The sequence below is a fragment of the Arthrobacter sp. GmRoot5-12 genome, assembly GCF_059739365.1.
The window spans coordinates 1086298-1099770 of the sequence record NZ_AP046056.1 but is presented as its reverse complement, the minus strand read 5'-3'; the positions used below and the strand labels follow the sequence as shown (position 1 = coordinate 1099770).

Here is a 13473-nt window from a genome sequence, read left to right as displayed (position 1 = left end):
CGGACGGGCGATAAATGAAAACGCTTCCATATATGTTTCGCCTAATTCTGCACGAACTTTCGAGGCTCTGCAGTCCAACAACTGGAAGCGATTGCACGCCGGCATATCCAGAAGACCGGAGCGTCGCACGCCCTAGACTGGGTAGACATGTCCGACGACGGGTGGAGGCTTTGTGGGAAGCATCGTTGACGAGCTGGAGGCCATCCTGGCGCCGGGACAGCTGGATGTCAGCGAGGTCTCGCTCCGGCGGTACGCCATCGACCAGGCCCCCGTCATCGATTTCCAGCTTCCCCTGGCGGTGGTGTTCGCCGAATCAGTGGCCGACGTGCAGGCGGTGGTGAAAACCTGCGCCGGCAGCGGAGTGGCCATTGTCCCCCGGGGTGCGGGTACAGGCGTTTCCGGTGGTGCCCATGCCACCAGGAACTGCATCATCCTTTCGCTGGAGCGGATGAACCGGATCCTCGCCCTGAACCCAGACGATGAGACAGCCATGGTGGAGCCCGGCGTGGTGAACGCGGTCCTCAACGAAGCCGCAGCAGCGCACGGCCTCATGTATGCCCCCGATCCGGCCAGTTTCCGAAGCTCCACCATCGGCGGGAACGTGGCCACCAATGCCGGCGGCCTGCGCTGCGCCAAGTACGGGGTCACCAGGGATTCGGTCCTGGCACTGGATGTGGTCCTGGCCGACGGGTCCCTCATCCACACAGGCCACCAAACCTTCAAAGGCGTGGCGGGCTATGACCTGACGGGCCTCTTCGTGGGATCCGAAGGAACCCTGGGCGTCGTCGTCGGAATCACCGTGCGCCTGAAGTACCTGCCACGGGAAGTCCACACCGTGGCCGCCTTCTACCCGGACTTCAGGATGGCTGCCGCAGGCGTCCTTGCCGTAGGCAAGGCACGCGTCCAGCCGGCAATCATGGAACTGCTCGACGGCGGTACCCTGGCCCAGCTCGACGACATCCACGGCTCCGACCTCACCGCCCGCGGAAAATCACTCCTGCTGGTCCAGACCGACGGGTTTGGCGCCGCCGCGGAAGCGGAGGTTGTGCGCCAGGTCCTCCGCGCCGGCGGGGCAACGGTGACTACTGAGGCAAGCGTCGAGGCGGAGCGCCTGGTGGAACTCCGCCGGCACAGCAGGGGGACGGAGGTGGACGACGAGTACCGTGTAGGCGAGGACGTGGCCGTTCCCCGCTCCCGGTTGGTGGACTACGTCGCGGAACTCGAAGCCATGGCCGCCAGGCAGCAGGTACACCTCAAGGTGGTGGCCCACGCGGGTGACGGCAACCTGCACCCCACATTTTGGATCGACCGGCAGGGGGCAAACGTGGACTCCGCAGCCATGCAGCGGCTGCAGGCGGCACTGGACGAGTCCATCACCGCGGCGCTGGCGATGGGCGGCACCATCACCGGTGAGCACGGAGTAGGGCAGTACAAGCTCCGGTGGCTGGGACAGGAGCAGCCGGAACCGGTGCGGGAGCTCCAGCGCAGGATCAAGGACCTGTTCGATCCCGCGGGGATCCTCAACCCCGGTAAGGCGATCTAGGACTCAGTCGTCCGAATCCGGGTATTCGTCCACCGATTCGTCTTCGCCGTAACGGGACTCCTCGGTCTCCACCTCAAGGATTTTCAGCAGCTCGGTATCAGGGTTCAGCATGATCGCGGCCTCGTCCCGGCGGTGCCGGAGGATCGAGTCGATGTAGGACTGGACAGCTTCCGCCAGCGGAATGTGGCGCTCCTGCTTCTCGGACATGTACCACCGGTGCTCCAGGACCTCGTGGACCACCTCGGCGTGCTCCAGTTTGCCGGACAGGTCCCGGGGAATGGCGCGCACGATCGGTTCGAAGATCTGGCTGACCCACAGGTGGGCGCTGTATTCCTCATCCATGTCCGGGTTGTTGTCCGCCCGGAAGGAGTCCATGTCATTGAGGAGGCGGCGGGCCTGGTTCTCCTGGGCGTCCAGGCCGGTAAGCCGCAGCAGCCGCCGCTGGTGGTGCCCCGCGTCCACCACCTTGGGCTGGAGCTGGATGGTGGAGCCGTTCTGGGTGGTCTTTATGGCGTATTCCTCGACGTCGAAGCCGAGTTCGTTCAGGCGCCGGATGCGGGCGCTCACCCGCCAGCGTTCGCCCAGCTCAAAGGATTCCTTCTCCGTCAGCTCGGCCCACAGCCGCCGGTAGCTGTCCATGATCAGCTCACTGGTGGCCACGGGGTCCACCTTTTCCTCGATGAGACCGCCATCCAGGAGGTCCATCAGCTCGCCGGCGATGTTCACCCTGGCGATCTCAAGGTCGTATTCGCGCTGGCCGGTGGAGAGGTCGGGGTAGAGCTCACCGGTTTCGGCGTCCACCAGGTAGGCGGCAAACGCGCCGGCGTCGCGGCGGAACAGGGTGTTGGACAGCGAGACGTCGCCCCAGTAGAACCCGATCAGGTGCAGCCGCACCATGAGCAGCGCCTGGGCGTCGATGAGGCGGGTCAGGGTGTCCTTGCGCAGCATCTGCGAAAACAGTGCGCGGTACGGCATGGAGAATTTCAGGTGCCGGGTCACCAGGACGGGGTTGAGCGGGCGTCCGTCAGGGGTGGTGCGGCCGGTGATCACGGCCACGGGCTCCACGCAGGGGACGTCCAGCCGGGCCAGCTTGCGCAGCATGTGGTACTCGTGCCGGGCCACATGCTCGGAGGTTTCCTTGATGGCAATCACCGAGCCGCCAAGGTGGGCGAAGCGCACGATGTGCCGGGAGATGCCCCGGGGGAGTGCGGCCAGGTACTGCGCCGGCCACTCCTCGAGGGCGATGTGCCAGGGCAGGTCCAGCAGCTCCGGATCCGCCGCTGCGGCGGTGATGCTCAGCGAGGAGGCTACCGAAGCGGCCTTGTTCTCGTCGGCGCTGGCGGCCACGAACCGCGGGAGCTTACCCACCTGGGCATAGTCTGTGGGTTCGTCATGCCACTGGGCGCTGTGTTCCTCGGTCATGGGCTCAATTCTTCCGTACTCAGGGCAGGGACGGTAAATCCTGGGCGGCCATGGTTAAAGGCCGACGGCGGCCCGCACCGTTGCGAAAAGGTGCGGACCGCCGTCAGTAACGCGCGTGGGTGGGCCCACGCCGGCAGGGTTCCCTGACCGAAGCGAAGCGAGGTTAGGGTGCCGGTGGGGAGTTTAGTCGCCCAGGCGCAGGCCGGTCTTCGTGTCGAAGAGGTGCACATGGCCGGACTGCGGACGGACGTAGATGACCTCGCCCTTCATCGGGGGGCGGCGGCCATCGACACGGGCCACGATGTCGTGGTCCTTGCCGTCCAGCGTGGTGTGGCCGTAGACGTAGGCGTCGGCGCCGAGCTCTTCAACGACATCCACCTCAACCTTCAGGCCTTCGCCGTGCGGAGCGGTTTCCAGGTCCTCGGGACGGCTGCCCAGCGTAACCGTGGAGCCGTGTGCCTCTTCGAGGACGTCGCGCGGCACGGGGTAGACGGTGCCGCCGAACTGGACGCCGCCGTCGACGACGGGAAGTTCCAGCAGGTTCATGGCGGGGGAGCCGATGAAGCCTGCAACGAACACGTTCTTGGGCCGGTCGTAGAGGTTGCGGGGGGTGTCCACCTGCTGCAGCAGGCCGTCCTTCAGCACGGCGACGCGGTCGCCCATGGTCATGGCCTCGACCTGGTCGTGCGTGACGTAGACGGTGGTGACGCCCAGGCGGCGGGTCAGGGATGCGATCTGGGTGCGGGTCTGGACACGGAGCTTGGCGTCCAGGTTGGACAGCGGCTCATCCATGAGGAAGACCTGGGGGTTACGGACGATTGCGCGGCCCATGGCAACACGCTGGCGCTGGCCGCCGGAGAGTGCCTTCGGCTTGCGGTCCAGGTACTGCTCAAGGTCAAGGAGCTTTGCGGCTTCGCGGACGCGCTCGGCGCGCTCTTCCTTGGAGACGCCGGCGATCTTCAGGGCGAAGCCCATGTTGTCGGCCACAGTCATGTGCGGGTACAACGCGTAGTTCTGGAAAACCATCGCGATGTCGCGGTCCTTCGGCGGAACATCGGTGACGTCACGGTCACCGATCAGGATGCGGCCTGCGTTGACGTCCTCCAGGCCTGCGAGCATGCGCAGGGAGGTGGACTTGCCGCAGCCGGAGGGTCCAACGAGGACCAGGAATTCGCCATCGGCGATGTCGATGTTGAGCTTATCGACGGCGGGCTTATCTGTGCCCGGGTACAGACGCGTAGCGTTATCAAAAGTAACTGTAGCCACAGTTATCAATCCCTTCACCGGCAGGTACGTGCCGGACGATCCGTTGTGAATGGTTCATGTTTATTCAGTTGTGTTCCCACAAAATGCTCCGCGGCTTTGCGCGGAGCACCACGTGACGCCGCACGGTTGTTGTGCGCCACATCACACCCAAGAGTATGCCAGAAGTTGCTTCTTTTACCGCAAATGTTACGGATGTCACATGTGCTTCCTGCCACGGGCTATCCGGAAGCGGCCTGGGGGTCTTCCTCGGCGACGGCGATGCTCCGCTCCTGGAGCAGGGCTTCCAGCAGCTCCGCGATATGGACAGGCGCCTCCACCCGGTATTGGGCCTGGGTGAAATCGAGGCCAACCTTGACCCCTACGTCGCCTGGTTCAAGCCGGCCGAAAGCGTCCTCGTCCGTCACGTCATCACCGGCGAACAGCACGGCAGTGGCCCCGGTGGCCTGCCGCAGGAAGCTGACGCCTTCGCCCTTGGAGGCATTGACCACGGAGGTCTCCAGGACGCGCTTGCCCTCCTTGAGGAAGACGCCCTTTCGCTCCTGGAGCACCGACCGGGCTGCTGACACCGCGTCCTCGGCCACGTCATCCGCAGCCAGTCGGGTGTGCAGGACGACGCCGGCGGGCTTGTATTCCAGGGACGTGCCAGGCGCCTCCGCGACGATAGCCGCCAACTCGGCGCGCACCTCTTCAAGGAGGGTCTTCTGGCCGTCGTCCAGCGTCAGTTCCGTGGAGCCCGGCCCAAGCCAGGCTTCGGCCCCATGGCTGCCAATCAGCAGGGTGTCCACGGGCGGAGACGCCACCTCCCGCAGGCTGGCGAGGGCGCGCCCGGAGATGAGTGCCGTCGTCGTGCGTGGAAGCACGGCGAGCCCCGCGAGCGCCGCGGCTGAGCGTGGAAGCGGCCGCGCATCCTGGGCACGGCCCACGATCGGGGCCATGGTCCCGTCAAAGTCCATGGCCACCAGCAGGTGCCCGGTCCCGGCGATCCGGTGCAGCGCTTCCCGCAGTTCTGGGGTGAGTGCCAGCGCTGCCTTGGTGTGGCCGTCAGGAGTCATCGCGGACCACCTTCTCGTTCAGTGCGTTCAGGAAGTCGGCGGACCAGTGGTCCACGTCGTGTTCGAGGATTTGCTTCCGCATGGCCCGCATCCTGCGGCCGGACTCCCGCGGCTGCATCTCCACGGCACGCATGATGGCGCTCTTGAGGCCGTCGATGTCGTGCGGGTTCATCAGCAGTGCCTGCTTGAGCTGGTCGGCTGCGCCGGCGAACTCACTGAGGACCAGCGCGCCGTCGTTGTTGGTGCGCGCCGTGACGTATTCCTTGGCGACCAGGTTCATGCCGTCCCGAAGGGCCGTGACCAGCATGACGTCGGCGGCAAGGTACAGCGCCACCATCTCCTCCACGGGGTAGCTGTGGTGCAGGTAGCGGACGGCGGTGTTCTCGATGGTGTCGTAGGTGCCGTTGATGTGGCCCACCGTGCCCTCCACCTCCTCACGCAGGAGCCGGTACTGCTCGACGCGTTCGCGGCTGGGGCTGGCCACCTGGATCAGGGTGGCGTCTCCAACCGAGAGCTTGCCGTCTGCCAGGAGCTCCTCGAAGGCTTTAAGCCGGTGCCTGATGCCCTTGGTGTAATCCAGTCGGTCGACGCCGAGCAGGATGGTCTTCGGGTTCCCCAGATCCTGGCGGATCTGGCGGGCGCGCTCAATGATGTCCGGCCTGGCGGCTAACTCGCTGATGTGCTTGACGTCGATGGAGATGGGGAAGGCCTGTGCCCGGGCAATGTGTGTGACCTGCCCGTCCTGGCCCTTTACGTGGACCTGCTGCTGCTTAACGCTGGCACCGAGGAAACGGCGTGCGGAGCGCATGAAGTTTCCGGCATCGCTGGGCCGCTGGAAACCCACCAGGTCTGCGCCGAGGAGTCCGTCGATGATGGCCTGGCGCCACGGCAGCTGGGCAAAGATCTCCGGCGGAGGAAACGGGATGTGGTTGAAGAATCCGATGCGCAGGTCCGGCCGCGCCTCGCGCAGCATGCGGGGCACCAGTTGGAGCTGGTAATCCTGCACCCACACGGTGGCGCCTTGGTCCGCATGCTGTACGACGGCGTCGGCGAACCTGCGGTTGACCCTTCGGTAGGCGTCCCACCAGGTGCGGTGGAACTCCGGCGGGGCAATGACGTCATGGTAGAGCGGCCAGAGGGTGGCGTTGGAAAACCCCTCGTAGTACAGCTCCACGTCGTCGTTGCTGAGCTGGACCGGGACGAGGTCCATGCCGCCGTGGCTGAAGGGTTTGACAGTCTCGTCCGGCGCGCCGTGCCATCCGACCCAGGCGCCGTCTGTCTTGGTCATCATGGGGGCCAGGGCGGTCACCAGTCCCCCGGGGGAGCGGCGCCAGCCAGACTCGTCATCACCGGCATCCCCTGCCGCGACCCGGTCAACAGGCAGCCTGTTGGAGACCACCATGAAGTCGTACTTCGTATGGCCGGCATGGCTGGGACCGGAGCTGCACGCCGTTGCTTTGCCGGCGGGTTTTTCCTGGACGGGTGTTTGCATTGCTGCCCCCTGGGGTTGCTTGTGCCTCTTAGCCACCCTAGCCGGACGGAATCATCGGGGCTATTCGTCCGTTGGTCAAGCCGGTGGAATGGTTGAAACCGCAAGCGCTCAGCTTTCTCCCCTAAAATGTTGGAGTGCCACGAAGTGGTCCCCCTACGTCGACCGACCCAAGGAACTCATGAGCCCCGCAAACGAAGTACGTAAGTCCAAGGCTGAGCGAACCGCGGAGGCGCGGGAAAAGGCGCGCCTGATCAGGGAAGAGCAGCTGAAGAAGGACAAGCGCAACAAGCTGCTTATCGGCTGGGGCATCGTGGCGGCAGTGGTGGCCATCCTGGTGGTGGTGGCGCTGGTGGTGACGAACAGCCTCAAGCAGAACGCCCCCATAGCGGACCAGGGCCCCACGCCTGCCAACGCCAACGTGCATGGCGGCGTCACTTTGCTGGCCAATACGGATGTGGCCAAGTCGGAACCGGCCACGGTCGATGCCGCCTCCCTGGGGGAAGCGCCGAAGACGGCGCCCGCCGAGGTAGTGGCTCCCGGCGCCGAAGCGGAGGCAGGCAAGCCGGTCAAGGTGGTCCTCTACATCGACTTCATCTGCCCCATCTGCAAGAACTTCGAGACCCAGTACAACGACCAGCTCACGTCGCTGCGCAACGAAGGCAAGATCACCGTTGAGTACCGGGCCCTCGGATTCCTGGACAGCCGGTCCACCACCAACTACTCATCCCGGGCCGCCAACGCAGCAGCGTGCGTGGTCAACGAATCCCCGGAGAAGTACTCCGATTTCGTCAACGCATTGTTCGCCAAGCAGCCGGCGGAAGGAAGCGCAGGCCTTTCCGACAGTGATTTGAAGAAGATGGCGTCCGACATGGGTGTCAACATCGGTTCCTGCGTCGATGACAAGACCTACCGCCCGTTCGTGAAGTTCGCCACGAAGGAGGCCGCGGCCATCGGCGTCACCGGTACGCCCACCGTGTTCGTGGACGGCAAGCAGTGGGGCAAGGGCGACAGCGCGCAGACGCCGTTCCCGGACTTCCTGCAGGCAGCCATCGCCGCCAAGGGCTAAGGATTCCCAGCCAGGGCAGGGGCCCGCTCCGGACCGTTTCCGGGGCGGGCCCCTGCCGCATTCACCGCCGGTAGTCCGGCGTTTTTACGCCCGGCGGGAGTTGGGCTAACCTTATCTAGCGCCTTCACGGTGCACGCCCGCAGGGGCGCGCCTCCTTAGCTCAGTTGGCCAGAGCACCGCTCTTGTAAAGCGGGGGTCGTCGGTTCGAATCCGACAGGGGGCTCCATTCAACCTCCGGGTTTAAGCTGGATCCATCCACATAATCAGCGTGCTGACTAAAGGAGGATGGGTGCCATGCCCAAGACCGGCAAGAACGATCATGCCCGCAAGGAAGAACTTCCTTCCACCCTGCAGCGTTCTGAGCAAAAGGCGCAGGACACATTCGCCAAGACCTATGATTCCGCCCTTGAGTCGTACGACCAGGATGAGCAGCGGGCGGCCCGCGCAGCATACGCATCCCTGAAGCACAGCTACGAGAAGGTGGGCGACCACTGGGAGCCCAAGGAAAAAAGGGGCCCGTCGGACAAGCGCGCAGAACAGGGCATCCGCTCCTCCGAACCCACCGCGGGCGGAGTCAACGCCAATGCGTCCAAGGACCACCTCTACAAACTGGCCAGGGAACTGGACGTCAAAGGCCGCTCGAAGATGGACAAGGGTGAATTGGTCAAGGCCATCCAGAAGGCCAACGACGCCGCCACCCGCAAAGCCCGCAGCAAATAGCCTGTGCTCTTGCCGTCCTGCCGTCCAAGGTGTCGAATCAGAGGGACACGTCAGGTCGGGTCGGCGATGATGCCAGGAGGTTCCAATGTCGGTGAAGAGCACCAAGGAGTCAGCGCGGGCGGGAGGCGGCAGGAACGGGCCTGAGTCAAAGCGCGCCGACCAAGCCACCGGCATCGCGGCCCAGGACCCGGCGCGGATCCGGAACGTGGCCCTGGTGGGTCACTCGGGCGCCGGGAAAACAATGCTGATCGAGGCGCTGCTGGCAGCCAACGGCATGATCACGCGCAAAGGCTCCATCGCCGACGGATCCACGGTCAGCGACTCGGACCCCGCCGCGGTTCACCAGCAGCGCTCCGTCACCCTGTCCCTGGTGCCCCTGATGGTGGACGAGACAAAAGTGAACCTCCTGGATACACCGGGCTACCCCGACTTCATTGGTGAGCTGCGGGCGGGGCTGCGCGCCTCCGATGCTGCCCTCTTCATAGTGTCGGCCGTGGACGGAATCGACGCCACCACCACCGCCCTGTGGGGCGAGTGCGCGCACATGCTGCTGCCACGCGCCGTCGTGATCACCCGGCTGGACCACCCGCGGGCAGATTACGACGGCGCCCTGGCCGCCTGCCGCAAAGCGTTCGGCGACGGCGTGCTGCCGCTGTGTGTCCCATTGCCCTCAGCAGAGGAGGCCGCCGGGCCGCTGTCCCTCCTGGGCCTGCTGTCCCGGGAGGTAACGGACTACTCCTCCGGCGAGGCAACCCCTGAAGTCCGGGCCGCCACGCCGGATGAACTCGCGGCTGCCGGGCCTGCCCGGGGCGCACTCATCGAGGGCATCATCGCCGAAAGCGAAGACGAAACGCTGATGGACCGCTACCTGGAAGGCGAGGACATCGACACCGGAGTGCTCGCAGCAGACCTGGAAACCGCCGTCGCACGTGGCTCGTTCTTTCCCGTGCTGCCCACGTCCGCCGTCACCGGGCTGGGGACCGCCGAACTGCTGGACCTGCTGGTCCGCGCCTTTCCGCCGCCAGGGGAGCGCAGCCTGCCGGACACCACCGACCTCGCGGGGGAACCGGCCGGAAGCCTGTCCTGCGATCCGTCCGGCCCCCTCGCCGCCGAGGTGGTGCGCACCTCCAACGATCCCTTCCTGGGCCGCATCTGCCTGGTGCGGGTGTTCAGCGGCACACTCCGGGAAGACTCGCCGGTCCACGTGGGCGGCCACGGCCTGGCCGACCGGGGTCACCAGGACCATGACACCGATGAACGGGTGACCCATATCTACTCACCGCTGGGTGCCACCCTTCGCCCCGTCCCCTTTTGCGTGGCGGGGGACATGTGTGCCCTGGCGAAGCTGGGCAGCGCCGAAACCGGCGACACCATTTCCGCCCGGGAAAGCCCGCTGTTGCTCGCCACGTGGGAAATGCCTGAGCCGCTGCTGCCGGTTGCCGTGGAAGCCGATTCCCGCAGCGACGAGGACGCGCTGGCCCGCAGCCTGGGCCGGATAGCGGCGGGAGACCCCACCTTGCGGGTGGACCGGAACGCCGAAACGCATCAGCTGGTCCTCTGGTGCATGGGCGAAGCGCACGCGGAGGTGGTCTTGGACAGGCTGCGCGAACAGGGAGTGAAACTGCACACCGTGGACGTGGTGACGCCGCTGCGGGAAACCTTTGCCACAGCCGCCTCCGGCCACGGCCGCCATGTCAAGCAGTCCGGCGGACACGGCCAGTACGCCGTGTGCGACATCGAGGTGGAACCGCTGGAGCGCGGCGCGGGGTTCGAGTTCGTGGACAAGACGGTGGGCGGCGTGATCCCGGGAACGTTCATCCCGTCCATTGAGAAGGGCGTCCGGGCCCAAATGGACAAGGGCGTCGCCGCGGGCTTTCCCGTAGTTGACCTGCGGGTCACCCTGGTGGGCGGCAAGGCCCACAGCGTGGATTCGTCGGATGCGGCGTTCCAGGCGGCCGGGGCGCTGGCGCTCCGGGAGGCCGCGGCAGCAGGAAGGATCCAGCTGCTGGAGCCGGTGTCATCCGTCTCCATCACGGTCGCCGATGAACATGTGGGCACAGTGATGAGTGATTTGTCCGGCCGGCGGGGACGCCTCACCGGCACCACCTCTTCCGGTGAGGGCCTCACGGAGATCAGCGCCGAAGTCCCGGACCAGGAACTCCTGCGGTATGCGGTGGAACTGCGGGCGCTGACCGCCGGCACCGGGCGCTTCCGCCGCCAGTACCTGCGCCATGACCCCGTACCCCCGAATTACAGCCCATCCTGAGCCCGCCATGGCAGGAACAGATACAGGGAACGGCCGCCGGTGAACGCCGCAGCACGAAAGATCCAGACCGTATACCTGACGCTGACGTTGGGCAACACCCTTGCGGCGTCGTTCATTTGGGGCATCAATACGCTGTTCCTGCTCGACGCCGGGCTGACCAACCTGGAAGCCTTCGCTGCAAACGCCTTCTTCACTGCCGGGATGGTGCTTTTCGAGGTTCCCACCGGGGTAGTCGCGGACAGCTGGGGGCGCCGGACCTCCTTCCTGCTGGGCACCGTAACCCTGGCAGGATCCACCTACCTCTATTACCTGCTGTGGCAGTTGTCCGCACCGTTCTGGTGGTGGGCCGGGGTGTCGGCGCTGCTGGGGCTTGGCTTCACCTTCTTTTCGGGGGCAGTGGAAGCCTGGCTGGTGGACGCCCTGCACTTCTCCGGTTACGACGGCGGCCTGGAAGCGGTCCTGGGCCGCGGCCAGATGGTTTCCGGGATCGCCATGCTGGCAGGGTCAGTGGCCGGCGGCGTCATCGCGCAGGCAACGAACCTGGGCGTGCCGTTCCTGCTGCGCGTCGCGGTGCTGGTGGCAATGTTCGCGGTGGCCTTCCTGCTCATGCACGACGTCGGCTTCACCCCGGAGCGTTCGGCCCACCCGGTGCAGGCCACGCGGGCTGTCCTGCGCGCCTCGCTGGACGGCGGCCTGCGGAACCCGCCGGTGAGGTACATGATGCTGGCTGCGCCGTTCACCGAGGGCGTGGGATTCTATGTCTTCTATGCCCTCCAGCCTTACCTGCTGCAGCTTTTCGGAGATCCCAGGGCCTACGCCATCGCAGGCCTGGCAGCGGCCATTGTTGCCGGCGCGGACATCCTGGGCGGCTGGCTGGCTCCGCTGGTCCGGAAACTGGTCCGCCGGCGCACCACCGTCCTGATCATTTCAACCATCACCAGCTCGGTGGTCCTGGTGGTGCTCCTGGCCACCAGCATCTTCTGGCTGGCACTGGTGCTCCTGGCACTCTGGGCCGTGGTGGCTTCCGCCGGAACCCCCGTGCGCCAGGCCTACCTGAACGACATGATCGGCTCGAAACAGCGGGCAACCGTCCTGAGCTTCGCCTCGCTCATGGGGTCCAGTGGGGGAGTGGTGGTGCAGCCGGCGCTCGGCAGGGCCGCAGACCTCTACGGCTACCCGGCATCGCTCGCATTGGGCGGCGCGGTGCAGCTGCTGGCGGCACCCTTCATCCTCCTCAGCCGCCGCCGGCGCTCGCCGGCAGATGTTGCTACCGGGCTCGCGGCAGCGCCCTGAGCCGCAAAGACCCGGGCCCCGGACGCGTCGTCCAAGGCCCGGGTCTGCACGGAGCAGCGCCGCGGCCGCGGTAGCCGCTACTTGACGCCCACGGTTTCGCTGGCCGCCGGCGTCGGCTTTTCCTCGGCGGGCGGGGGCGTAGTCTTCAGCTTGAACCGCTTGCCGAGGTCACCACCGCCGCCGCTGCGGTTCTTGTTGAAGATGTCGAAGCCGACGGCGACAAGGAGTACCAGGCCCTTGATGAGCTGCTGGTAATCGGTGCCCAGGCCCAGGATGGACATGCCGTTGTTGAGCACGCCCATGATCAGGCCACCGATCATGGCTCCCGCGACTGTTCCGATGCCACCGGTAACGGCGGCGCCGCCGATGAAGGCCGCGGCGATGGAGTCCAGTTCGAAGCCTGTTCCACCGGCGGGCTGCGCCGAGTTGAGCCGCGCGGTGAAGACCAGGCCTGCCAGTGCGGCGAGCACGCCCATGTTCACGAAGAGCCGGAACGTGACGGCCTTGGTCTTGATGCCTGACAGTTCAGCGGCGTGGAGGTTGCCGCCGATGGCGTACGTGTGCCGCCCGAAGACGCTGTTGCTCATCAGGGCGGTGTAGGCGATCACCAGGACCGCCAGGACCACCAGGACGATCGGCGTGCCGCGGTAGGAGGCCAGCAGGAAGGTGATGATGAGCATGAGCAGCGCCGTGAAGGCGGTTTTGATGACGAACCAGACCAGGGGTTCGCTTTCGAGATCGAACTTCCTGCGGATCCTGCGCTCCTTGAGGGCCTGGATCAGCAGTGCCACCGTAGCGCCGACACCCAGGATGACGGTGAGCCATTCCAGGACGGAGGTGCCGCCGGAGATGTCCGGAAGGAAACCGCCGCCCAGGGCCCGCAGTTCGGCGGGGAAGGGGGTGATCTGCTGGTTCTTGAGGGTGATGAGCGTGAGTCCGCGGAAGATCAGCATGCCCGCCAGCGTGACGATGAAGGCCGGGATCCCCACATAGGCGATCCAGTAGCCCTGCCAGGCGCCCACAAGGGCACCCACCACCAGGCAGGCAGGGATTGCGGCCCACCACGGCCAGCCCCAGTGCACGATCATGACGCCGGCCACCGCGCCGATGAACCCGGCAACGGATCCGACGGAAAGATCAATGTGCCCGGCGATGATCACCATCACCATGCCGATGGCCAGGATGAGGATGTAGCTGTTCTGGACCACCAGGTTGGTGACGTTCTGCGGTTCCAGCAGGATCCCGCCGGTCAGCCCCTGGAACAGCAGGACGATCAGGATCAGGGCAACGAAGATGCCAACCTGGCGGAGGCGGCTGGTGAGGAATCCGAGCGATTCTCGTAAGGCGGACATT

10 protein-coding genes and 1 tRNA gene are annotated in these 13473 nt (G+C 65.9%); 6 read left to right on the top strand and 5 right to left on the bottom strand.

Translation table 11 applies throughout. The features are described from left to right. Positions 1–172: 172 nt before the first annotated feature. The gene (locus AC6JAM_RS04910; RefSeq protein WP_497934179.1) at positions 173–1543 is read left to right on the top strand and encodes an FAD-binding oxidoreductase; all 1371 of its coding nucleotides are present in this window, start codon (positions 173–175) and stop codon (positions 1541–1543) included. 3 nt (positions 1544–1546) lie between these two features. On the opposite strand, the gene AC6JAM_RS04905 is transcribed toward AC6JAM_RS04910, so the two are convergent. The 4 genes from AC6JAM_RS04905 to otsA form a co-directional block, all read right to left on the bottom strand. Next, complete coding sequence (locus AC6JAM_RS04905) at positions 1547–2965, bottom strand: DUF4032 domain-containing protein (RefSeq protein ID WP_018772049.1); 1419 nt, start codon at positions 2963–2965, stop codon at positions 1547–1549. A 183-nt stretch (positions 2966–3148) separates the two neighbouring features. After that, entirely contained in the window at positions 3149–4231 is a 1083-nt protein-coding gene (locus tag AC6JAM_RS04900; RefSeq protein WP_018772048.1) for an ABC transporter ATP-binding protein, read from the bottom strand. Positions 4232–4449: 218 nt separating this feature from the next. Then, positions 4450–5283, bottom strand: coding sequence for a trehalose-phosphatase (gene otsB, locus AC6JAM_RS04895; RefSeq protein ID WP_056391189.1), 834 nt, complete (start codon positions 5281–5283; stop codon positions 4450–4452). Further along, positions 5273–6775 carry an alpha,alpha-trehalose-phosphate synthase (UDP-forming) gene (gene otsA / locus AC6JAM_RS04890; RefSeq protein ID WP_497934178.1) on the bottom strand — a complete coding sequence of 501 codons (1503 nt, stop codon included), beginning with the start codon at positions 6773–6775 and terminating at the stop codon, positions 5273–5275. The genes otsB and otsA overlap by 11 nt, the downstream gene beginning before the upstream one ends. A gap of 178 nt (positions 6776–6953) precedes the next feature. On the opposite strand from otsA, the gene AC6JAM_RS04885 reads away from it, so the two are divergent. From AC6JAM_RS04885 to AC6JAM_RS04865, 5 genes are all read left to right on the top strand, one after another. Then, a complete protein-coding gene (locus AC6JAM_RS04885) occupies positions 6954–7841 on the top strand; it encodes a DsbA family protein (RefSeq protein WP_497934177.1) in 888 nt (295 codons plus the stop codon). Between the two features lie 149 nt (positions 7842–7990). Next, positions 7991–8067 (top strand) — tRNA-Thr (locus AC6JAM_RS04880). Between the two features lie 68 nt (positions 8068–8135). Further along, positions 8136–8561, top strand: coding sequence for a ChaB family protein (locus tag AC6JAM_RS04875; protein WP_134166099.1), 426 nt, complete (start codon positions 8136–8138; stop codon positions 8559–8561). Between the two features lie 85 nt (positions 8562–8646). Next, positions 8647–10827 carry an elongation factor G-like protein EF-G2 gene (locus AC6JAM_RS04870; RefSeq protein WP_497934176.1) on the top strand — a complete coding sequence of 727 codons (2181 nt, stop codon included), beginning with the start codon at positions 8647–8649 and terminating at the stop codon, positions 10825–10827. Positions 10828–10866: 39 nt separating this feature from the next. After that, complete coding sequence (locus AC6JAM_RS04865) at positions 10867–12120, top strand: MFS transporter (protein WP_056391193.1); 1254 nt, start codon at positions 10867–10869, stop codon at positions 12118–12120. Between the two features lie 77 nt (positions 12121–12197). On the opposite strand, the gene mmsB is transcribed toward AC6JAM_RS04865, so the two are convergent. Beyond that, the gene (gene mmsB, locus AC6JAM_RS04860) at positions 12198–13472 is read right to left on the bottom strand and encodes a multiple monosaccharide ABC transporter permease (RefSeq protein ID WP_018772041.1); all 1275 of its coding nucleotides are present in this window, start codon (positions 13470–13472) and stop codon (positions 12198–12200) included. Between the last annotated feature and the right edge of the window lies 1 nt (position 13473).

What these genes read in the sequence shown, in the direction of transcription:
- AC6JAM_RS04905 (WP_018772049.1), bottom strand. Translation starts at nt 2,965, where the DNA reads ATGACCGAGGAACACAGCGCCCAGTGGCATGACGAACCCACAGACTAT.
- otsB (WP_056391189.1), bottom strand. Translation starts at nt 5,283, where the DNA reads ATGACTCCTGACGGCCACACCAAGGCAGCGCTGGCACTCACCCCAGAA.
- otsA (WP_497934178.1), bottom strand. Translation starts at nt 6,775, where the DNA reads ATGCAAACACCCGTCCAGGAAAAACCCGCCGGCAAAGCAACGGCGTGC.
- AC6JAM_RS04885 (WP_497934177.1), top strand. Translation starts at nt 6,954, where the DNA reads ATGAGCCCCGCAAACGAAGTACGTAAGTCCAAGGCTGAGCGAACCGCG.
- AC6JAM_RS04875 (WP_134166099.1), top strand. Translation starts at nt 8,136, where the DNA reads ATGCCCAAGACCGGCAAGAACGATCATGCCCGCAAGGAAGAACTTCCT.
- AC6JAM_RS04870 (WP_497934176.1), top strand. Translation starts at nt 8,647, where the DNA reads ATGTCGGTGAAGAGCACCAAGGAGTCAGCGCGGGCGGGAGGCGGCAGG.
- mmsB (WP_018772041.1), bottom strand. Translation starts at nt 13,472, where the DNA reads ATGTCCGCCTTACGAGAATCGCTCGGATTCCTCACCAGCCGCCTCCGC.